Consider the following 19,293-nt stretch of genomic DNA (forward strand, 5'->3'; position numbering starts at 1 on the left):
GAGTGCATCTGCATTGTCATAACTATTCCCCGAGGCTTTGCGCCAGGATAACTTTGACGAGCCGCTCAGCAGCTGATTTCTGCGCCGGAACGGAGGCAATTATCGTTGGGCGGTCCTTTTCTGCGTTAACACAGACGCCACCCCACCGAGCAATCAGGAAGAAGTCTTCCATCTCAGAGGAGCCCGCATTGCTTGCCAGATCCTCAATCATCTGGACGATATCGACTATTGAGTGGTCAGCCATCAGCCGCTGAACGGCGTAGCCGAAGGCATTGATCATCACCGCGTGGAACTGAATGTAGTCACGCTTGTAGTCCGCCTGGCTGGTGCCGTGGCGAATCGCTTCGATCTGCGTCAGGACCAACCAGGCCTCCCAGATAGATTCGATGTCGCCCATTTCCAGCGGCTTACTGCCCGCGTTGGCAAACTTTGCCGTCGCGTCGCTAAGCGCCTTGAAGCTCACCCACAGCTTACTTTTCGCTGGAACGACGTTGTGCTCGAAGTCTGTCACCTCTGCGAAGGTGTCGTTCTGAGACAGGAACGTCACCATCCCCTGTGCAACTTCATTACGCCCGTCATAGGCCATGTTGATCGCAGCGGAAGGTTTCGAGACGTTGTTATTGATATCGGAGAAGAACTGCTGGCGTGCCTTCAGTGGGAGATTATGGGTCAGCATCAGCGGGATGCTGATTGGCTCTCCGTAAGTCCGGCAGAACTCAGCTAACCCGGCGGCGCGGTGCTGGCCGTCGAACAGCTTGATCACTGCATCCATAGGGAAGCGTGCGACGCCCACATTCGTATTGCCGAACTCTTCAAACTCAATATCCGCGTCGCAGTTGCCGACCAGTGGCGGGATGATGAAGGGCTCTTTATTTTGGTAGGCATTGACGAGGTACTGGTAAAACTTCTTCACTCGCGCCTGGTTAATTTCGCGTTGAGAACGCTCGAGCGTGCTGCCGTGATTGTCGGAGGCAAGTATGCGCGTCAGCGCGCGGGCAGGTGCAGTGATCATGTAAGTCACAGTACCACCCTGCGTGCCGCGCGACGCCGGGAACTCAAAGAAATAATCGCCTACTTTGCTCATGCCGCCTCCTGCCTTTCCCGATATTCCTCAGCGAGCCGCTGCGCCTTTAATGGATTGCTTACCACTTCACCCCATGGCATTAGCCAGCCGTTACCAATGAAGGGAAGGCACAGCGTGCCAACCCTGATGTCGTCGTGAGCGTGAGTCATAGGATGGACTCCATTTCGTCGATGTAGAGGCCCTGAGCGATCAGGCGGCTACGGCGGGCGGCACGTTCAATGCACTCCTGCCGTCGGCCTTCTTGTGACTGCTCTATGGCGCGCCGGGTGAACAGGCGCGATTTACCCTGCGGCGTTACAACCTTCGGCTTCGTTACGAGGTCGAAAGTGCGGTCACAGATGCCGTCCTCGTTGAGCCATTTTTCCGACTCAACGATCTGCGCTATCTGTCCGGTGCCGCGGGTAATGCCGTTGGCTACCCGGTTAAACTCGATGAGCGTTACGCCAAACTTCTCAGCGATTTCACTGCCGGTTACCGGGCGCCCGCGCGTCTGAATCATCCAGATAACGCGTTCACGGAGGCCGGAGAATTGCCCGGTTCGCCCGGGCCTGCGGTAGAATGGCGTGCGTTTCATTTCCACTGTTCCCCGAATGTGAATCCGATCTCCGCCAGCGCCTCGTCCATCTTCTCAACGAACTCCGGCACCATTTCGTTGAAATCGGTCATGTACTGCGGATCCCGCTCAACGACGACATGGTGAATGCCTTCGCGTTTCATGCGCGGGTCGTAGTTGGCAAAGAACCAGGCGTCTTTTCCAGTCACCCACATGCTGTACTGCACCTGGGCCATGTACGCAGACTTGATGGCTTCGAAACCGCCAAGGCGGAATTTCATGAAGTCGCGAGAGGTGAAAGGGCATTTAAGCTCAAGGCCGAACCCGTTACTGCAAAGGCCGTCAGGGGAGCACGCAGTGCGCATGCTCTCGTCACGGAACAGGATCGGAGACTCCGTGACTTTCACGTCAGTTGTGAACTCAAAGAGGGTGCGGGCGTCTTCCTCGTACTGCTTTCCCCAGGCCAGCGCCTTGGCGTTAACCTCTGGCGCTACGCCGGTGCATACCTCGGCGAGTAGGGTGTGGAAGTAGGACATCTTCATGTCTGTCCATTTCTTTCCCGATCTTGGCTTGGCGATGACGTTGTGTACTTCAGAGGCGGTGATAACGCCTAGGCGTAGCCTGTGCCATGCCTCATCACCCTGTTGGATAGTTGTTACGTCAATACCGGTCCGGGACAGGATAATTTCTGGTGTCATGCTGCCGCCTTAGCTTTTTTCTGAAGGAAGTTGAACCCTTTCTGTGCCTCTTCTTCAGTAAGGTCTGACGCCTCAAGAATTGGCCGTTTGAAGATGTCGCTGCACACTGGTAGGAAGTCTTTCTCCCAGTCTTTATCCAGGGTCGTTAAGAGATCGGTTATCGCCTGCAGCGTTTCTTCGCTTGCTGCTGGTGGAAGTGCTTCAGTGGTGTTGCGCGGCGTGACGTCACGGATATCAACGTCCAGTGATTTGCCTTCCATTTCTTCGGCGGTAGGCTGCTGTCCAATCTCAGGCCATGCCTTACGCAACGCCTGGGCTTCTGCGCATTTCGCCAGCTGGCCGTACGGGCGCTTTTTCCACATCGCGTTCGGCGCCGTAGTGTCGCGGCCGCCGGTGGCGTAGTTTTCAATCCAGTATTCTTTAGCGCTGAACTCGACGATCTCGCCGCTGGGCATGCGCTTGTAGACGGTGTATTTGCACCACTGAGGGAAGGTCACCTCGACACCAGTAAGCGTCTGAGTTACATCGGGTCCGAACTCAGGCTCCCGGGCCCCGGCATAATCGCCAGAACGGTCTGCCTGAATGCGGTAAAGCCCGATGCCCGGCATGACCACGTCGCGCCAGTCACCTTTACCTGTTTTCGAGTCTTTGACGTACATCGGAACGAGGTGGACTGGTTTGAGCAACGGATCCAGCTGGCGGGCGCGGCAGTAGTCAAGCGCCATCATTACCGATTCGTCTTTGGCGCCAGGATAGATGCTGTTCTTCAGCGCGCTCCAGGTGGAGACGTCGACGCCTATCTCCTGAAGCGACGTCGCTGTGATTGTTAATTCTTTTGCCATCGTTAATCCCCTCAAAAATTAAAACGGGCAGCCGGTACGGTGTTCCCAGTCGTATTCCGCCTGGGCGTAAGCAACTGCCGAAATGAAATCGTTGTAGGCCTTGCCAGCGTCATCGCTGCGCAGTCCTTCATATGGTCTGGAGTCAATCGGGACTGAGAAGTGGAAGAGGCCGGACGGCTCTTTCGGCATCATGTCGATGATTTCCCGAGCCCGGTCACCGATCCACTTCTCTTTCTCGTCGGTGAGCTGCTGCTCAGCCCAGCGCCGATCTTCGATGCGGTCGTAAGTGAGGTATGAGTTCATGGTTGCCTCAGTAATGAATTTTCGCGCAGGGGATCAGGTCATCTTTCAGAGCGGTGAGCACTTCGATAGCCTGTTCGCGGGTTAAACTGGTGTGGCTGGTGAGCGCGTTAACGATGTTGGTGCCGACCGTCTTGCGGTGCTTCACGTCAGCTTCACGTTTTGCCTGCTCATCGGCGATGAGCTTCTGCTCAGCCAGACGGGCTTCTTCTGCCTGTTTTGCCTTGAGGCGCTCAGCTTCCACTGCCGCGGCTTTTTCGCGTTCTGCCCGGGCTTCTGCTTCCTGCTTCTCGCGTGCCGCACGCTGTTCCGATTCAATGCGCTGGCGTTCCGCCAGTTCAGCGCGGGATTTCTCTTCGGCTTCACGGCGCGCTGCGGCCTCAATCTCCGCTTTGTGCCTCGCTTCGGCATCGCGGCGGGCTTGTTCTGCCGCTTCGCGCTTAATGCGCTCTTCGTGCTCACGCTGTGCCTGTTCCGCCTGTCGGCGCTGCTCTTCGCGGTCACGGTCAAACTTGTCATTCATCAGCAGAGCCATTTCGTGGTCTGCCTCGATCTGCGCGGCACGCTGGCGGTCGAACTCTTCGTTCATCACCAGCGCTTCGTCGTGCAGCGCGTTCATGGCTTCTTCAGCCTTAATGCGTTCCTGCTCTGCTTCCCATTCGGTGAGGGGGCGGCGGGTGGCATCACGCAGCTCGTCACAGGCATCAACGAAACGCTTAATCTCGGCCTCAGCAGGGCGCACAGCCTCTTTCAGTCGCTTCAGGTACTCACGGCCAGGCTTTTCGATTGCCGTCTTACTGCGGGACACCTGCGCCGCCAGAGAGGCGACACGATCACGGCCTTTCTTCGTGGACAGGTCCGGCACTTCGTTTACCGCCTGGCGGATTTGCTCGAGATAAGCGTCAAGGCCGCCCGCTACGTACAGCACTGGCGCCTGCTCCGGCTTGATTTCGATGACAGTTAAGTCCGTTACTTCGCTCATGGGTTCTCCTGAAATTTGGATGTGCAGATCCCGCCCGCGTAATGCCAGGCCGATCGGTTGAATAGGGTGGTTAGTGCTGCGCGATGTCTTTCGCCGGGAACTCGCCGTCGCGGAGGATGCTTTCTACTGGCCAGCATTCAGCTGTTACTTTTTGCTCTGTAGCTGCCTGGCTGCATTCCTGCTGGCTGTCGTAAACGCCGAGAATGACGTCCTGATAATCACCGTTGGTCATTGCCACGGTCAGAACGAGTGCGAATAAAGTTTCCATCAGTGAAGAGTCCTCCCGATAGCGACGGCGTAAAGGCGCTTTGCTTCTTCCCACGCCGGAGCATTGCGATGGAGCACCGCAAACGACGCGAGCCGTTGAGCCTCTCTGATCTGCTGCTGGTTTACCATGATTTCCTCTTGGCCTTATCGCGGCGAACGGAACGGTTAATACAAGACTTCAACGCATTTATTCAGTGTTTCAATGGGCGGTGGATGGCCGCCGGTTGTCATAACTAAGCCGCCTCGGTGAAGCGACTGAGGTATGAAAGTCGTTTGATTACGCACCATTGCCGCTCTCCCTGAGCCCGCCGGGCGTCCGACGCATGGTTTAAAGACGCGCCGTTCGTCTATACGGTTAACAATAGCTAAAGCGATTATTTGAGTCAATCGCCTAAACGATATTATTCATCGTTAAAGTGATAATGCATTGAATGTTAAAGCGATATTTTTTTGGGGAATGGCGAAAAAAGTGATGGCTGTTGGGTTAAAAAGTTGGGGTATGAGGGAGGGGAGGATTGAGGGCAATAAAAAACCCGCCGGAGCGGGTCGATGTTATTCTGTTTCTGGATTTAATTCTGGTGTTGAATATCCATTCAAATCGAAAGTGAACTGACGAGCCCCAGACTGATAAAAATCGGCCTCGATAATCAGTTTCTTATGTTTCGCTATGTCCTGTAGAAACACTTTTGGATTTTCTAAGTAAATAACGTCAGTACTGCCATTATTTGGCCTGAGTGTTTTGTATTTCTGTATTTTCTCGTCATCAAATTTCACATTGATATGACAACCATCATATGAAGGACAATTGAATTGCCCTTTAGTGATGATGAGGATTGCTTTATCGAGTTGAATATTATCAGGGTTTTCACCTTCTTTTAGTTCAACTCTAGGGGAGCGCAGAACCATCGCCAGCCATGATCCGCCTTGATATGGTGGCTGTAAATCAACAGGTCGCTTAGAGTTAGTTTGCAGAATTTTCTCAGTTGTACCACGCATCTCATCTTTAGAATATGTTAACAACCATCTAGCAGACATTGCCTGAGACGAAATCAATGCGGTGCTTAAAAGTGCAAATTTCAACCATTTCATGATTTTAGTATTTCCGTATTTTTTATTTAAGCGAATCTTTTATAGTCAACAGACTGCCTAAGCAGAACTTTGGCCATCACATAAAATGTATCTTCATCTTCAGGTTCAACGTACCACTTTTCGTAAATCGGGTTGTCGGATATTACTGCGAGGCGATCTCGCTGCATCTGAAGACGCTTAACATGAAGTGTTTTGCCGAAGACGAAGACGTAAACTCCGTCACCATCAAAATGCGTAACGCCGGTATCAACGAAGATCTGATCTCCAGGCGAAATGGTGCCATCCATGCTGTCGCCGTTAACCGTAATGACTTTGACGTGTGTAGCTGGCCGGTTGCCGAACAATGCGCGCGCCTGCTCATTCGTGTATTCGATGGCCCGGATGGTTTCAATGAAATCGCTGGTGACAATAGTGCCCGGTCCAGCGCTGGCTTTAACGTCGAGTACATCCACGCGGTAAATCCCATTCAATGACGGCTTAACCTGGTATAGCGCAGTAGGTTCTCTTACGCCACTGGAAGCCATTTCCCCTTCACCAGTAGATAGCCACTCCGGCCGCACACCCAGAACAGAGGCGATCTCAACAGTCTTACGAGATCCGTTAGCGTCCTTGAGTAATTTATTAACGCTGGACTGAGCCATGCCGACATCTTTGGCTAATCGGCCTTGTGTGTATCCAGCATATTTCATTGCCTGCGCCAGGCGCTCCGAGAATCCCATATTCACCTCTGTTAATGACTCCTTTAACTGTATCGCTCAAGCGATTATTTAGCAAAAAATCGCCTATGCGATTGACATTCGCTAAAGTGATAACCATAATCGCTTTAAACTGATAGCTGAGGTGATTATGAAGACCCCAACAGTAGAGAAGAACTCCGCAGTAGAGAAAGCGATCGCCATCGCTGGCAGCCAGAAAGAACTGGCAAAACGTTGCGGTAAAGCCCAGTCCACTATCTGCGATTGGCTTAACGGAAAGAAGCGCATCTCCCCGGTTCACGTTCCTGAGCTGGTGAAAGCGGTTGGTGGTGAAATCCAGGCTCATGAATTCCGCCCGGACCTGCCGTCCATCTTTCCTCACCCTGACAACCATGCCGCTTAACGGCGGCCCTAACCGCGAAAGGGAAAGCAATGCATTCACTTGCGTATCAACAAGGTAACAAATTTTCGCCAACGGCGATGATTTACCATAATCGCCGGGAACCTGATTCCACGGCGTTCAACATCGATGGGATCCGCGCGGCTGTTCGCGCCTGGGCAGCTGACTGCCGCAGCCGTGAATTTGTCGCCGCTCTGATTGTTGAAGAGTGGCGGGCTACCGGCGGCACCGGTCTGGATATCCCTACTGACTCGCACCGCCAGATGCAGAAGGTATTCCGCTGGATCGACGGCGACACCGAATACGCCGCCAACAACATTCGCCAGCTGGCCCCGGCAATCATGGCCGTCCTGCCGCTGGAGTACCGCAACCGCCTGGCACCGCAGAATGACACGATGTCGCTGATCGCCTCTGCGATGAAAGAGTGTGCCGAGGCTAAACAGGCCGTGCTTCTGGACGCTCCAGAACATCAGAAGCTGAAAGAAGTAAGCGAGGGTATAGCGTCGCTGTTCCGCCTCATGCCGGAGCAGGTAGGCCCACTCATGACGATGGTCACGTCGATGCTGGGGGTCATGTGAGAACTACAAAAATGGCGAAAGCCGGTCTGCGCGAACAGAACCGACTTTCTGGTGCAAATCGTTTGGACTCTTTGCAGGAGTAAGTATGTCAAACACCGCCAAAGTAATCAAATTCCCTGCGCAGCAACCGGCGCAGCAGGAGAATCGCATGGCCGATCTGGAAAATGGCTATCTTCGCCTTGCTAACCAGATTCAGGATGCCCTGTGTTTCGTAGAGCTTTCGGGGCGTGAGTTCCGCGTGCTGAATGCTATTGTTCGCCTGACGTATGGCTGGTCCAAGAAAGAGGACCGGATCACCAACAGCCTCATTGCAGATAAAACCAGACTGGCCGTTAAGCACGTTTCTGAAGCTGTGCTCAGCCTGGCTTATCGCAACATCATCAAGATGCGCAGAATCGGGCAGACACGTTACATCGGGATCAACACGCTTCTGGATAGCTGGGCTTACACAAAGCCAAAATGTGCAAAGTGCCCGGTCAGTTTCCCGGTCGCTGAAGTTGTAACGCAAGTTATTACCATCCCTGAAAGCGGGGATAGAAAAAACACCTTTAAAACCATCCCTGAAAACGGGGATAACCACCCCCAAAAACAGGGAGAGGTATCCCTGAAAATAGGGAACACCAAAGACATTCTTCCAAAGACAAATATAAAACCTAATACCCCCTCTAATCCCCCAAGGGGGAAGGACAAGTTTGATCCGCTCGATGTTGACGTTCCTGACTGGCTAAACCAAACCGCCTGGCAGGAATGGGTTGCTTACCGCAAACAGTCTGGCAAGCCGATCAAAACTGAGCTGACCGTCACGAAGGCATTCAAGCTGCTGAAAGAGTGCCTGGAAGACGGACACAATCCGGTCGACGTGATCAACACCAGTATTGCGAATGGTTACCAGGGACTTTTTAAGCCGAAGTTCGCTATCAAACCAGCTTCCAAGCCGGATCTCGACTTCAACAACACTGACTGGATCTATGGGGTGATGCCATGAAATCTCTTTCAGAGCAGTTACGCAATCACGACCGCGAGCAGATGAGCCGCATAGCCCACAACCTGCCTGAACAATACGAAGTTCGCCCACGGCTTGAGCAACTCGCGCTGATATTCAACAACCTGTTCAACGAGCTTCGCGTTGCATTCCCTGCAAGCATGGCGAACTTTCGCACCCAGGGTGATGTAAACGAATTCCGACGTCAATGGCTCATGGCGTTCCAGGAGAATGGAATTTACACCATGGACCAGGTTGAAGCAGGTATGCGTGTTGCACGTAGCCAGGAGCGGCCATTCCTGCCGTCGCCGGGTCAGTTCGTCGCCTGGTGCAAGCAGAGCGGCGGTGTGCTGGGCATCACCGTTGATCATGTGATCGCCGAATACTGGGACTGGCGTAACCGTTCGTTCGAATTCACCTCCAGCGAGCAATTCCCCTGGTCGCAGCCGGTCATGTACCACATCTGCGTTGAATTGCGCCACCGCAGCACAGAGCGCCAGTTAACGCATGGTGAGCTGGCGCGCGAAGCGGGCGATCTGCTGGACATGTGGGAGAAGCGAGTCACGGAGGGTAAGCCAGTGCCGCCGGTACGCCGGTCGATTGCAGCACCGGCTGCCGAACACGGGCCGACGCCGATCCAGCTGCTGCTGGCGAAGTACAACCGCAACAAGTCTAACGGGATGGTGTGAGATGACCATAACAATCCGTGAACAGGTGCTGGCAGCCCTGCGAAATAACCCAGGCCTGAACAACGCCAAGCTGGCAGGTCTTATCGGCTGGACACCAAAAAGATATCCGGGACGGTGAGCACGTTGCTGGCCGAAGGTCTGATCAGCTGCGAAGGCAAGTATGGCCAGCGTCTTTACAGCCTGACCAGTTACGGCATGCGCTTCGCCCCTGACACGATACCGGGCATGAAGCAGGGTAAGTCGAAGTTAATTCAGCGGACGGACACTAACGTGATCTGCCAGGAGTGCCGCAACAGCGCGGTTATGAAGCGAGTATTGATGGTTTGGGGGAAGGCAGGGGTATGAAAATCGAAGATATCAAAAACGTTGCGGTGTTCTTCAATATGAACGGCAAGACAGTAGCGTTACGAATGGATGCTGAGCAGAAGCGGATCGTCGCATTAATGGCGCTGAACACGGCTGATGCTCGGGCAGAACTGATTGAAGTGCCGCACATGACTTTACCAGCAGACCCAATCATGGAGGAGGCCGCCCAATGAGCAACATCGACAAACGCGCATTACGTGAAGCTGCGGATAGCGTTATCCAGAAATACGGTAGTGAATGGTTTGAAACAGGTCGTCAACTATGCACTGTCCACAAGTCAAAGATAGAGCTTATCGCCGCCGCCAACCCCGCCACCGTGCTGGCGCTGCTGGATGAGCTGGAAGCCAAAGATAAATGCATTTCTGAGCTTAAATCAGCCATCAAATCAGCAAATGAACGCTATGAAAACCGCACTCCAACACAATGGGCTTATGACCAGGCGTGTTTAGCCATTGAAAAACACCGGACACGAGCCGATTCCGCAGAGAAGCGGATTGCTGAGCTGGAGGCGAAGCTCGATACCGCAGATAAATTGCAAGACAGCGCGTTTCGTCATGGTCTTCAGCATGGCTTCAGTTTAGGTCAAACTGATAATCAGGCTGGATTTGAAGAGTGCTTATCAGCATATGGCACCGGTAAAGGAGAAGCATCATGAGCACTATTGCCAAAGAATGGCTGCAGCAGAAAATTGCCGAAATGGAAGCCACCCGCGATGAAATCCCGTTCGGCCTGGACGAAGACGACAGCAAGACGCTGGCGGCGCTTCGTATCGCGCTGGCATCGCTCGAAGCGGAGGCTGTGGGCTACCTCGACGCTGAATACGCTGAGCTCCTAAAGTCAGGGCATATCGAATCATGCTCTGTATATGCCGAGTCTGGAGAAGGATGGATAGCGCTATACGCCGCCCCGCCAGCGCCGTTATCTGTGCCTGATGACGTTAGCTGGGAAGATGTTCCAGAGGAAATAACCGAAGACGATATGGCTCTTGCATCAGCATGGGCGCATGGATTCAATCAGTGCCGCGCCGCCATGCTTCAGTGTGCCAAAAACGCCGAGTCGCGCTGCACCATGAAGACCGCGCCAGCACTGGATTCTTCGCCAGAAAATGCCGAGTCGCGCTGCAGCAACTCTCCGGTGATTCCGGATGGCGGCGAGCATGGATTCTGCCATAAGCACCCGGATACCAGGAGGCTTACACATCCGTATAAGCAACTCTCGACCTATCCTCCTCGGCCCTAAACGTACTGCCCTAAGTGCGACCCTGAAGTGGCTAAGTGGGTTGAGCTGGATAAGCAGCTTAGGAAAGATAATTAACAGGTTGTGATAAAAATAATTAGGCATCGTTGAATATGCATGACGATGCCTATTATTTTATTGAAAGCTTTGGAACTGCCTTTGTGTGCTAATCGCCGTTAGGCTTATCATTAAGTTCTTTGATCCTATTGATAAATTGCTGATTTAACTGCTCTTGGCCATGTATCACAACTCCGAGGAAAAGCTCCGGAAGCTTTTCTTTCAGTTGATTTAAATTTGTTTCAAGGTGGTGTTTGACTTGAATTTTGTCACTAAGCTTACGAGATGTATCTTGAAATGCTTCGAAGTTTTTTGAAGCTTCTTGAGTTTTTTGGTTAAGCATGTTTTTGACTTCTTGATAGTCACCAAGCATTTTTTCGGCTTGAGAAAATCTTCCTTGCAATACACTATGCTCAGCCTGAAGAGAGTGATACTTCTCCTTCAGGCTTGAGCTTTCATCTATAGTTTCTTGTATTTTTGCCTTAAGTTGTTGAACCGTCAATTCTTCATTTGCTAGTTCTCGGTTAAATGCAATAGAAGCCTTTGCTCTTAGTTGCTCGGTGTCAATCTTATTTAGAAGATTCAACCTTATTCTTGAATAGTTCTTTTTAATCACATAGCCAAGTGGTCTATTTTGAGCGAAGGTTACAATGGCTGAAAAGAGGGGAAGAATAATGAGGATTATTCCTGTCATAATGGCTGGATATCCTAGGCTAGTTCTAATATCCGAATTTTGAGCTATCCATCCGATTTTATCTTCGATATTCTTATCACTGAAGATGGTAATAAGAATGCTTTTCCAGTTAAATGCAACCCATGAGAAAGCATAAGCGCCAATGATGGGGTTTTTAATCCGTTCTAATGCATTTGCCTTTGACGCTGCTAATAGTTCCTTAAAAAAAATCAAGCATTTCTTTCCCCAGAAAATGGATGTGTGTTCATTTTTGTTAAGAAAACAGAAAGTTATCATAGAAAACTAAGTATTGGAATTGTGGTTTGATTTTCAATAATCAACCCGCCATAATCATGTCATCGGAGCCTGAACAACTCCGGTGACTTCTGCGCATTTAAGGGGACTTAAATGCGACCACAATCTGAACTCCTCACCTTGTCACAGATGCAGAAATGCACCTGCGATTTTCTGCGTTTTACGGTTTCCGTTAAGGGGGCCGTATGACTCTGCCCGTAGACGGCATCAAACTCCATCGCGGTAACTTCGCGGCCATCGGCCAGCAGATTCAGCCATTGCTGGATGCCGGACAATGCTTCCGCCTGCAGGTGAAGCCGTGGCGCGAGAAGCGCAGCCTGTCGCAGAACGCGCTAAGCCACATGTGGTACACGGAAATCAGCGAGTACCTCATCGCCCGCGGTAAGACCTTCGCTACGCCTGAGTGGGTCAAAGACGCGATGAAGCACACCTATCTCGGCTACGAAAGCAAAGACCGGGTAGACGTCGTGTCCGGAGAGGTGACTACGGTTCAATCCCTCCGCCATACCGCCGATCTGGAAACCGGCGAGATGTACATCTTCCTGTGCAAAGTCGAAGCATGGGCGATGAATATCGGCTGCCACCTGACCATCCCGCAGAGCTGCGAGTACCAGCAGCTGCGCGATAAGCAGGAGGCCTGATGTCTACTCCACTTTCCCGCGTGATCACAAACGAAATCTTCCGCGTTCCGGCGCGCCGCCAGCGCAAGCCAGCGGTTAAGCCGTCCGACATCCAGACACTGAAAGACTACACCGCCCGCCTGGTGGATCAGAAATGGCTGCGTCTAGCGGCACGGAGGGCGCATGGCTAAGTTACCGCGCCGCAAGTGCGCCCACAAACCGTGCCGCCAGTGGTTCCACCCGGTACGCGATGGGCAGGTGGTTTGCTCATTCGAGTGCGCCAGCTCGATCGGCAAAGAACAGACCGCGAAAGCCCGTGAAGCCGCTAAGCAGAAGGAAGTGCAGCGCCAGCGTACCGAAGAGAAGGCAGGTCGCCAGCGGCGCGCTGCACGTCGTAATGAGCTAAAGCCGATCCGTCACTGGGTGCAGATGACTCAGCGTGCCTTCAATGACTGGCGACGCGAAATGCTACTGGCCGCCGGGCATGGGTGTATCTCCTGCGGAACAAAGACCGCTTTTGCCTGGCATGCCGGGCATTACCGTACGACTGCCGCCGCGCCACAATTGCGCTTCAATCCGGATAATTTGTGGCTTCAGTGCTCCGCGTGCAACGTCCACAAATCAGGAAACATAGAGGCATACCGCGCAGCGCTGGTGGAGTTAATAGGCGAAGAGCACGTGCTGGCTCTGGAGTCCAACAACGAAACCCACCGATACACCCGTGAAGAGCTGGAAGGCATTCGCGCTCAGGCCAGAGCGAATCTTCGCGCACTGAAACAGCAGGAGGCCGCATGAGCCACGCCGACCTCCTCCAGTACCAGGCAGAAAGCGTTAAGCGCGCCAGCATGCCGCCAGTAGCAAAGCACAGCGAGACCAAAACCAACCAGCCACAGAAGGAAGCCGCATGAACAGTCAGCAACTGGAATACGTACGTCAGCAGCTCATTGTGGCGACAGCAGACCTCAGCGGGGCGACGAAAGGGCAACTGGTGGCCTTCGCCGAGAACGCGCAATTCACCGCGACGGCGCGCAGCCGGGGCCGGATGAAAATTGCCGACCCGGTCACCGGCCGCAAAGTTAACCCTGACGGCCCGGCGATGAGCGGCAATCAGTCCCGCGCTAAAGGCTCATCCATCGCCCTTGTCAGTCCGGTAGAGTTCGGTACTGCGTCCTGGCGCCGCGCTGTACTGTCACTGGAAGAGCACCAGAAAGCATGGCTGCTATGGAACTACAGCGAGAACATCCGATTCGAGTATCAGGTGTCGATTACGCAGTGGGCGTGGGCCGAGTTCCGCGAGCAACTCGGCGCGAAGAAGGTGGCGGGGAAGACGATGGAGCGCCTCAAGAAGCTTATCTGGCTGGCAGCACAGGACGTCAAAGCCGAGCTGGCGGGGCGTGAGACGTACGAATACCAGGCGCTAGCAGAGCTGGCGGGCGTTGCGAAATCCACCTGGACAGAAACGTATCTGCCTCACTGGCTGGCAATGCGTAACAGTTTTAAGCGACTCGATAGCGGTGCGCTTATCTCAGTAACGCGATCACGTTCACAACAAAAGGCGACAAATTTAGATGTAAGTCTTGCAAAACCGAACTGAAACGCCTATATTTCATGTAAATCTGATATCGTCGCCATAGCTTCACAGGTCGACTTAGAATTAACAGCCTCGCCATCGTGCGGGGCTTTTTTATTTGAATAAAAATGATATCCCTAGCTTTACAAGGAAGATGAAAATAGCGATATCGATAATCATATGAATAATTCGATCCGCTATGTCCGGATTCTTATTAATTCTGTACCTGCCGCGTCTACGTCTAGCCATTTGTATCTCCTTTAGGGAATGTATCGGCAGTAATGCGAAGAAACTTTATTCAAAGGCTCACTCATGTGGGCCTTTTTTAATTCAGGCTCCGGGAACCATCATCGACACGCCTACTTGTTAAATCGTCCCGAGGGCCTGACCCTTTTCAAACACACAGCACCCGCTAACGACGCGAGGTGAGAGTATGTATCGCATGGAAAAAATAACCACTGGTGCTGCCTATGGCGCTTCAGCCGGGAGCATCCTAAACGGCATTCTTAATGCCTACAGCCCCGAGCAGTGGAACGCTATCGGCGTGCTGGTGGGTATCATCATTGCCGTACTGACGTATCTGACGAATCTCTATTTCAAGATCCGCGAAGACAATCGCCGCAGCAGGAGCCGAGATGAACCCGACACTCAGGAATAAGCTGGTGGGTGCCATTGTTGGCGGATCCGGAGCCATCACCATTGCGGCAGTAATGCTGGGAAATGCGGATGGGCTGGAAGGTCGGCGCTATTACGCCTATCAGGATGTGGTCGGCGTCTGGACCGTTTGCGATGGGCACACCGGTACCGACATTCGCCGCGGTCACCGATACACAGACAAAGAGTGTGACAACCTGCTAAAGGCAGATCTGCGAAAGGTGGCAAACGCCATCGACCCGCTGATCAAGGTGCGCATCCCTGAGCCTACCCGTGCCGCGCTTTACTCCTTCACCTACAACGTGGGCTCTGGTGCCTTCGCCAGTTCCACGCTGCTGAAGAAGTTGAACGCCGGTGATGTGCCGGGGGCATGCAAAGAACTGCAGCGCTGGACATATGCCGGTGGCAAGCAGTGGAAGGGGCTGATCACCCGACGCGAGATTGAACGTGAAGTCTGCGAGTGGGGCCAGAAATGAGCCGACTAACAGCAATCATCTGCGCTCTCGTTATCTGCCTGCTGGTTTCCATGGCCTGGGCGATAAACCACTACCGCGACAATGCCATCACCTACAAAGACCAGCGCGATAAGGCGACGGTCCGGGCAGACACATCAGAGGCGATCACCAGCAACGTGATCACCACGATGAACCTCATCCGTGACATCTCACAGGCTACACAGAATGCAAAGAACAAACTGGCCCAAAAAGGTGAAACGCGCATTTTCTACATCAGGCAGGCGCTTGAAGGCGATCCGTGCGCTAACCAGCTTGTTCCTTCTGCCGCTGCTGACAGCCTGCGGGAATACGCAGACAGTTTACGTTCCAGCTCCAGTGGTGCCGATAAGCGCTGACCTGACAGCAGACACACCGATCCCCAGAATGGTGGTTCCGTTCACATGGCAGGCAAGTCTGGAGTTAAACGCTCAGCTCTACACGGCGCTGGGGCAGTGCAATTTGGACAAGGCAGGGATTAGAAGTATCGAAGAACGCCGAAGCGCTTCGCCAGTAGCAGACAGGTCAGATTAATGATCGCATTGACTCCATCGGCGTAAGCGATAGTCAGTTCGAAAAATTGGTTTTGGGACATTTTACCTCCTATAGAAAGAACGAGGCAGGTGAATCCTGCTCCTACAGTGAGGGTTAAGTAGTTTCCTCCTGCAGAGGAAAATTAATGCGACATCCCTCAAGCTCATTAAGAGGCTCTCAATGTCCGACATCTACCAAATTACGCTAACTACCCAAACAGGCGAAACCTTCACGGGCAAGATGTCACGACGCCAGCCTGAACTGGTAAACGGCTTCGTGCCGCTGGCGACGGAGACCGGCGAGTGGCTGTATTTTGCTCCGGCCGATGTGAAGCGCGTTCAGTTCACGCCAGTGGCTGAAGAGGTCTTTATATAAAAACGAATGGAGCAGTTGAACGTTGAGGTCTTTGATACAAATAGAAATGCATGAACTGCTCTAAGAAAAGCCATCTCCGCTTGGTTTAACGGAGATGGGACAGGAGTTCGATTACTCAGTTGTGTTTAAAATGTCTTCACGTAACTGTATTAGCCTATCTCTTATTGTCAATCCGCCATTTTTGTTGGGGCTATAGGAAGTGCGAATTACATCTGAAGGAGAGGATTCTGACAGGATGTTGTTAACAGCAGAACTAACTCCTTTCGCTTGTGGAATCCATAATGCAACGTCAGCTTCATAGTTAAATGGTTTCGATGTTGAAAATGCATTTCTCGTCATGTTGCTGCTGCCGATCAAGGAGAATACTGGCCCGTTTTTAGTACTTGCTATAAATACTTTTGCATGCCACTTATAGCCCTTAACTTTCCTCACAGCCAGGTTTACGCCTGCAGAAGTCAGCGAATTATTGAAGTCATCAAAAGAGAATCTCCATTGAGGATTATGTATCCCAACAGTGATTACTTCTGCATTTGAAGTGGCAAGCTTTTGTGCAAGGTTACCTTCTGTCGAGGCGCAATAAGCCGATTTAAAGTTATCTTGAAAGAAGCCGCTACATATAATTACTTCTTTTATATCAGGTAGTTGTACTGCGCTGAGTAGTAAGTTCCGAAAGACGTTAGGTACTTGCTGATTTCTTAAGAGTATTGCGATGCTCATAGTTGCTCCTTATTATGCAAATATTTTTTGTTATCGGTCATATTCTCATCATCTTTATTTAATAATAACTCCAAAAAATGGTGTCTCAGTCCCGAGTTAGGAGATTGAAAATGGATTGTCGGCCATACCCACCAGTTAACTTCATCGATTCCGAGAACTGGCAGTCATACACTAGGCTGATCCCCGCTAATGAAGTGCATGAGTGGATAAACCGCCAAATCCTCAGCGATACCGGCAGCATCCATAACCCTGACCACGAGCACCTGTTAGAGGCTGATCTCTGCTTCATGTGGGCGTCTGAATCATTCGCGAAGAAGGGACGCTACGTTCTAGGCCAGGCCGAACAGGTAATGCTCCGCGCTGGTGGATGGCAGAAAGCCAGAATGGAACAGCAGATGCATGAATGGTTCGGGCGCATCCCGAAGTTCATCATCACGCTGGCGGCCGATTACTGTTCACAATGCAGCGACCTCGAATTCTGTGCGCTGGTAGAGCATGAGCTTTACCACATTGCCCAGGCCACTGATGATTACGGCGCGCCTAAGTTCAACAAAGAGACCGGGCAGCCAGTGCTGACACTGCGCGGCCACGACGTCGAAGAATTCACTGGTGTCGTACGTCGATACGGTGCCAGCAAAGAAGTACAGGAGCTCGTTGATGCGGCGAATTCGCCAGCAGAAGTGGCTCACATCGATATAGCCAGGTCATGCGGGACATGCATGTTAAAGCTGGCCTAACAATATGACTGATTATGACAGGCAGGTAATCCATGGCGACACTGAAAGGTGAGGTCAAAGCCTTCATCGTTCAGTCCCTTGCCTGCTTCGATACTCCATCTCAGGTGGTTGAGCTGGTCAAAAAAGAATTTGGCCTGAGCATCACTCGTCAGCAGGTCGAATCTCACGACCCGACGAAAGCAAACGGCAGGGGGCTGGCGCAGAAATGGGTTGAGCTATTTCACGAAACCCGTAAGCGCTTCCAGACCGAATTAAGCGACATTCCGATCGCCAACAAAGCATATCGTCTCCGTGCACTTGACCGGATGATGACCCGCGCCGAGGGAATGAAAAACATGGCGTTGGCTGCTTCGCTGATGGAGCAGGCCGCCAAAGAGGTTGGCGACGCATATAGCAACAAACAGAAGGTCGAGCACACCAGCCCGGATGGCAGCATGTCACCGAGACCGACGACAATTCGCCTGGTAGGAGTTGACCCAGCCAATGGAAAGCCAAGTTGACCTCCAGATACCGGCCAAGTTAGTCCCCGTATTCGCGACAGAAGGGATCCGCTATCGTGGCGCTCACGGTGGGCGCGGTTCCGCCAAGACCCGCACGTTTGCACTAATGACCGCAGTTAAAGCGTACCAGGCGGCAGAGGCCAATATCAGCGGCGTGATCCTCTGCGCGCGCGAATACATGAACTCGCTAGAAGAGTCCTCCATGGAGGAGGTGAAGCAGGCGATTCGCTCTGTCCCATGGCTTGATGATTACTTCGACATTGGCGAGAAATATATCCGGACAAAGAACCGCAGAGTCAGCTACGTATTCTGTGGACTTCGCCATAACCTGGACAGCATCAAATCCAAAGCACGAATTCTTGTGGCCTGGGTTGATGAGGCCGAGTCGGTATCCGCTACTGCTTGGAAAAAGCTTCGCCCGACAGTTCGAGAAGAAGGCTCAGAGATTTGGGTCACCTGGAACCCGGAGAAGGAAGGCAGCGCCACCGATAAGCTCTTCAGAAAGAACCCGCCAAAAAGCTCCATGATTGTCGAGATGAACTATGTGGACAATCCATGGTTCCCTGCGGTGCTCGAGGAGGAGAGGCAGGAAGACCTGGCAAACCTCGATTACGCAGACTATGCGTGGATCTGGGAAGGAGCTTACCTCGAAAACTCCGACAAGCAGGTGCTGGCAAACAAATACGTCGTGCAGAGCTTCGAAGACGATCTCTGGCAGAAATCAGAGCGTTTGTTGTTTGGCGCCGACTTCGGATTCGCGAAGGACCCCAGCACGCTCATTCGCATGTTTATCCTGGATAACAACCTCTTCATCGAATACGAGGCTTACGGAAACGGCGTTGAGCTCGACGACATGTGGAAGTTCTACGCCGGGAAAACAGACGCCACGCCGAAGCAACTTATCGACTGGAAGGTTACCGATGAGGCCAAATTCCCAGGCATCCCTGAAGCGCGAAAATGGCCTATCAAAGCCGACAACTCTCGCCCTGAGACTATCAGTCACATCAAAGGGCAGGGGTTCAATATCTCCGCTGCTCAGAAGTGGCAGGGTAGCGTAGAGGACGGCATCACCTGCCTGCGCGGGTTTAAGAAAATCATCATCCATCCACGCTGCAAAGAAACAGCGAAAGAGGCGCGGCTTTACTCGTACAAAACAGACCGCATCACTGGCGAAGTTCTGCCGGTTATCGAAGACAAAAATAACCACTGCTGGGATGGCGTCCGGTACGGTCTCGATGGGTACATCAAGCACAAAGCGCAAGTCGGCGCAGTATTCTTCTAAGGAGCAT

General features: G+C 52.5%; 32 protein-coding genes and 1 pseudogene. 21 read left to right on the forward strand and 12 right to left on the reverse strand.

Annotated elements, in window-relative coordinates:
- Positions 1–22 precede the first annotated feature (22 nt).
- From ACMGGH_RS16115 to ACMGGH_RS16160, 10 genes are all read right to left on the reverse strand, one after another.
- The gene (locus ACMGGH_RS16115; RefSeq protein WP_126811195.1) at positions 23–1,084 is read right to left on the reverse strand and encodes a DGQHR domain-containing protein; all 1,062 of its coding nucleotides are present in this window, start codon (positions 1,082–1,084) and stop codon (positions 23–25) included.
- Positions 1,081–1,233: a DUF1317 family protein gene (locus ACMGGH_RS16120; protein WP_006809793.1), complete on the reverse strand. Its 153-nt coding sequence runs from the start codon at positions 1,231–1,233 to the stop codon at positions 1,081–1,083. The genes ACMGGH_RS16115 and ACMGGH_RS16120 overlap by 4 nt, the downstream gene beginning before the upstream one ends.
- Complete coding sequence (locus tag ACMGGH_RS16125) at positions 1,230–1,658, reverse strand: regulator (protein WP_420299142.1); 429 nt, start codon at positions 1,656–1,658, stop codon at positions 1,230–1,232. Before ACMGGH_RS16125 ends, ACMGGH_RS16120 begins: the two co-directional genes overlap by 4 nt.
- Positions 1,655–2,335 (reverse strand): lambda exonuclease family protein, encoded by a 681-nt coding sequence (locus ACMGGH_RS16130; protein WP_420299143.1) that lies wholly within the window; start codon positions 2,333–2,335, stop codon positions 1,655–1,657. Before ACMGGH_RS16130 ends, ACMGGH_RS16125 begins: the two co-directional genes overlap by 4 nt.
- Positions 2,332–3,177, reverse strand: coding sequence for a phage recombination protein Bet (bet, locus tag ACMGGH_RS16135; protein WP_420299144.1), 846 nt, complete (start codon positions 3,175–3,177; stop codon positions 2,332–2,334). Before bet ends, ACMGGH_RS16130 begins: the two co-directional genes overlap by 4 nt.
- Before the next feature lie 18 nt (positions 3,178–3,195).
- Entirely contained in the window at positions 3,196–3,480 is a 285-nt protein-coding gene (gene gamL, locus ACMGGH_RS16140) for a host nuclease inhibitor GamL (RefSeq protein WP_420299145.1), read from the reverse strand.
- A 7-nt stretch (positions 3,481–3,487) separates the two neighbouring features.
- Positions 3,488–4,459 carry a hypothetical protein gene (locus tag ACMGGH_RS16145; protein WP_420299146.1) on the reverse strand — a complete coding sequence of 324 codons (972 nt, stop codon included), beginning with the start codon at positions 4,457–4,459 and terminating at the stop codon, positions 3,488–3,490.
- 70 nt (positions 4,460–4,529) lie between these two features.
- A complete protein-coding gene (locus ACMGGH_RS16150) occupies positions 4,530–4,727 on the reverse strand; it encodes a DUF1482 family protein (RefSeq protein ID WP_420299147.1) in 198 nt (65 codons plus the stop codon).
- A gap of 551 nt (positions 4,728–5,278) precedes the next feature.
- Positions 5,279–5,815: a hypothetical protein gene (locus tag ACMGGH_RS16155; protein ID WP_420299148.1), complete on the reverse strand. Its 537-nt coding sequence runs from the start codon at positions 5,813–5,815 to the stop codon at positions 5,279–5,281.
- Between the two features lie 26 nt (positions 5,816–5,841).
- The gene (locus ACMGGH_RS16160) at positions 5,842–6,534 is read right to left on the reverse strand and encodes an XRE family transcriptional regulator (protein ID WP_420299209.1); all 693 of its coding nucleotides are present in this window, start codon (positions 6,532–6,534) and stop codon (positions 5,842–5,844) included.
- A 127-nt stretch (positions 6,535–6,661) separates the two neighbouring features.
- Here ACMGGH_RS16160 and ACMGGH_RS16165 point away from each other — a divergent pair, with 127 nt between their 5' ends.
- The 8 genes and pseudogenes from ACMGGH_RS16165 to ACMGGH_RS16200 all read left to right on the forward strand — a co-directional run bounded on the left by ACMGGH_RS16165 (position 6,662) and on the right by ACMGGH_RS16200 (position 10,764).
- On the forward strand, positions 6,662–6,913 hold the full coding sequence (locus ACMGGH_RS16165) for a transcriptional regulator (RefSeq protein WP_001514164.1): 252 nt from the start codon (positions 6,662–6,664) through the stop codon (positions 6,911–6,913).
- 29 nt (positions 6,914–6,942) lie between these two features.
- Positions 6,943–7,488, forward strand: a complete 546-nt coding sequence (locus ACMGGH_RS16170) for a toxin YdaT family protein (protein WP_420299149.1) — start codon at positions 6,943–6,945, stop codon at positions 7,486–7,488.
- 85 nt (positions 7,489–7,573) lie between these two features.
- Positions 7,574–8,473 carry a replication protein gene (locus ACMGGH_RS16175; RefSeq protein ID WP_420299150.1) on the forward strand — a complete coding sequence of 300 codons (900 nt, stop codon included), beginning with the start codon at positions 7,574–7,576 and terminating at the stop codon, positions 8,471–8,473.
- Positions 8,470–9,159, forward strand: coding sequence for a replication protein P (locus ACMGGH_RS16180; RefSeq protein ID WP_420299151.1), 690 nt, complete (start codon positions 8,470–8,472; stop codon positions 9,157–9,159). Before ACMGGH_RS16175 ends, ACMGGH_RS16180 begins: the two co-directional genes overlap by 4 nt.
- Before the next feature lies 1 nt (position 9,160).
- Positions 9,161–9,504: pseudogene (locus ACMGGH_RS16185) on the forward strand (transcriptional regulator).
- Positions 9,501–9,698: a hypothetical protein gene (locus ACMGGH_RS16190; protein WP_420299152.1), complete on the forward strand. Its 198-nt coding sequence runs from the start codon at positions 9,501–9,503 to the stop codon at positions 9,696–9,698. Before ACMGGH_RS16185 ends, ACMGGH_RS16190 begins: the two are co-directional and overlap by 4 nt.
- A complete protein-coding gene (locus ACMGGH_RS16195; protein WP_420299153.1) occupies positions 9,695–10,180 on the forward strand; it encodes an ead/Ea22-like family protein in 486 nt (161 codons plus the stop codon). The genes ACMGGH_RS16190 and ACMGGH_RS16195 overlap by 4 nt, the downstream gene beginning before the upstream one ends.
- On the forward strand, positions 10,177–10,764 hold the full coding sequence (locus ACMGGH_RS16200; protein WP_420299154.1) for a DUF551 domain-containing protein: 588 nt from the start codon (positions 10,177–10,179) through the stop codon (positions 10,762–10,764). Before ACMGGH_RS16195 ends, ACMGGH_RS16200 begins: the two co-directional genes overlap by 4 nt.
- A 163-nt stretch (positions 10,765–10,927) precedes the next feature.
- Here ACMGGH_RS16200 and ACMGGH_RS16205 read toward each other — a convergent pair whose 3' ends face one another.
- Positions 10,928–11,725 (reverse strand): hypothetical protein, encoded by a 798-nt coding sequence (locus tag ACMGGH_RS16205; RefSeq protein ID WP_420299155.1) that lies wholly within the window; start codon positions 11,723–11,725, stop codon positions 10,928–10,930.
- A gap of 266 nt (positions 11,726–11,991) precedes the next feature.
- Between ACMGGH_RS16205 and ACMGGH_RS16210 the strand changes: the two genes are divergently transcribed.
- The 10 genes from ACMGGH_RS16210 to ACMGGH_RS16255 all read left to right on the forward strand — a co-directional run bounded on the left by ACMGGH_RS16210 (position 11,992) and on the right by ACMGGH_RS16255 (position 16,050).
- A complete protein-coding gene (locus ACMGGH_RS16210; protein ID WP_032619423.1) occupies positions 11,992–12,447 on the forward strand; it encodes a YbcN family protein in 456 nt (151 codons plus the stop codon).
- Positions 12,447–12,617 (forward strand): NinE family protein, encoded by a 171-nt coding sequence (locus ACMGGH_RS16215; protein ID WP_420299156.1) that lies wholly within the window; start codon positions 12,447–12,449, stop codon positions 12,615–12,617. Before ACMGGH_RS16210 ends, ACMGGH_RS16215 begins: the two co-directional genes overlap by 1 nt.
- Positions 12,610–13,221 (forward strand): recombination protein NinG, encoded by a 612-nt coding sequence (locus ACMGGH_RS16220; RefSeq protein WP_420299157.1) that lies wholly within the window; start codon positions 12,610–12,612, stop codon positions 13,219–13,221. Before ACMGGH_RS16215 ends, ACMGGH_RS16220 begins: the two co-directional genes overlap by 8 nt.
- Positions 13,218–13,334, forward strand: coding sequence for a hypothetical protein (locus tag ACMGGH_RS16225; protein WP_420299158.1), 117 nt, complete (start codon positions 13,218–13,220; stop codon positions 13,332–13,334). The genes ACMGGH_RS16220 and ACMGGH_RS16225 overlap by 4 nt, the downstream gene beginning before the upstream one ends.
- Positions 13,331–14,020 (forward strand): bacteriophage antitermination protein Q, encoded by a 690-nt coding sequence (locus ACMGGH_RS16230; protein WP_420299159.1) that lies wholly within the window; start codon positions 13,331–13,333, stop codon positions 14,018–14,020. The genes ACMGGH_RS16225 and ACMGGH_RS16230 overlap by 4 nt, the downstream gene beginning before the upstream one ends.
- A gap of 409 nt (positions 14,021–14,429) precedes the next feature.
- Positions 14,430–14,654 (forward strand): class II holin family protein, encoded by a 225-nt coding sequence (locus tag ACMGGH_RS16235; protein WP_149367077.1) that lies wholly within the window; start codon positions 14,430–14,432, stop codon positions 14,652–14,654.
- Positions 14,632–15,126 carry a lysozyme gene (locus ACMGGH_RS16240; protein WP_047723638.1) on the forward strand — a complete coding sequence of 165 codons (495 nt, stop codon included), beginning with the start codon at positions 14,632–14,634 and terminating at the stop codon, positions 15,124–15,126. Before ACMGGH_RS16235 ends, ACMGGH_RS16240 begins: the two co-directional genes overlap by 23 nt.
- A complete protein-coding gene (locus ACMGGH_RS16245) occupies positions 15,123–15,500 on the forward strand; it encodes a DUF2570 domain-containing protein (protein WP_420299160.1) in 378 nt (125 codons plus the stop codon). Before ACMGGH_RS16240 ends, ACMGGH_RS16245 begins: the two co-directional genes overlap by 4 nt.
- Positions 15,484–15,675 (forward strand): Rz1-like lysis system protein LysC, encoded by a 192-nt coding sequence (gene lysC, locus ACMGGH_RS16250; RefSeq protein WP_420299161.1) that lies wholly within the window; start codon positions 15,484–15,486, stop codon positions 15,673–15,675. The genes ACMGGH_RS16245 and lysC overlap by 17 nt, the downstream gene beginning before the upstream one ends.
- Positions 15,676–15,855: 180 nt before the next feature.
- A complete protein-coding gene (locus ACMGGH_RS16255; RefSeq protein ID WP_248203272.1) occupies positions 15,856–16,050 on the forward strand; it encodes a hypothetical protein in 195 nt (64 codons plus the stop codon).
- Positions 16,051–16,161: 111 nt separating this feature from the next.
- Here ACMGGH_RS16255 and ACMGGH_RS16260 read toward each other — a convergent pair whose 3' ends face one another.
- A complete protein-coding gene (locus tag ACMGGH_RS16260) occupies positions 16,162–16,767 on the reverse strand; it encodes a phospholipase D family protein (RefSeq protein ID WP_248203271.1) in 606 nt (201 codons plus the stop codon).
- 110 nt (positions 16,768–16,877) lie between these two features.
- Here ACMGGH_RS16260 and ACMGGH_RS16265 point away from each other — a divergent pair, with 110 nt between their 5' ends.
- Genes ACMGGH_RS16265 through ACMGGH_RS16275 form a run of 3 tightly spaced genes read left to right on the forward strand, consistent with a single transcriptional unit; the run spans position 16,878 to position 19,286 of the window.
- Positions 16,878–17,504: a putative metallopeptidase gene (locus ACMGGH_RS16265; protein ID WP_420299162.1), complete on the forward strand. Its 627-nt coding sequence runs from the start codon at positions 16,878–16,880 to the stop codon at positions 17,502–17,504.
- Positions 17,505–17,536: 32 nt separating this feature from the next.
- A complete protein-coding gene (locus ACMGGH_RS16270) occupies positions 17,537–18,004 on the forward strand; it encodes a DUF2280 domain-containing protein (RefSeq protein WP_025759834.1) in 468 nt (155 codons plus the stop codon).
- Positions 17,988–19,286 (forward strand): PBSX family phage terminase large subunit, encoded by a 1,299-nt coding sequence (locus ACMGGH_RS16275; protein ID WP_420299163.1) that lies wholly within the window; start codon positions 17,988–17,990, stop codon positions 19,284–19,286. Before ACMGGH_RS16270 ends, ACMGGH_RS16275 begins: the two co-directional genes overlap by 17 nt.
- Positions 19,287–19,293 lie beyond the last annotated feature (7 nt).

This window comes from Enterobacter sp. BNK-16 (genome assembly GCF_048684955.1).
GTDB classification, from domain to species: Bacteria; Pseudomonadota; Gammaproteobacteria; order Enterobacterales; family Enterobacteriaceae; genus Enterobacter; species Enterobacter bugandensis.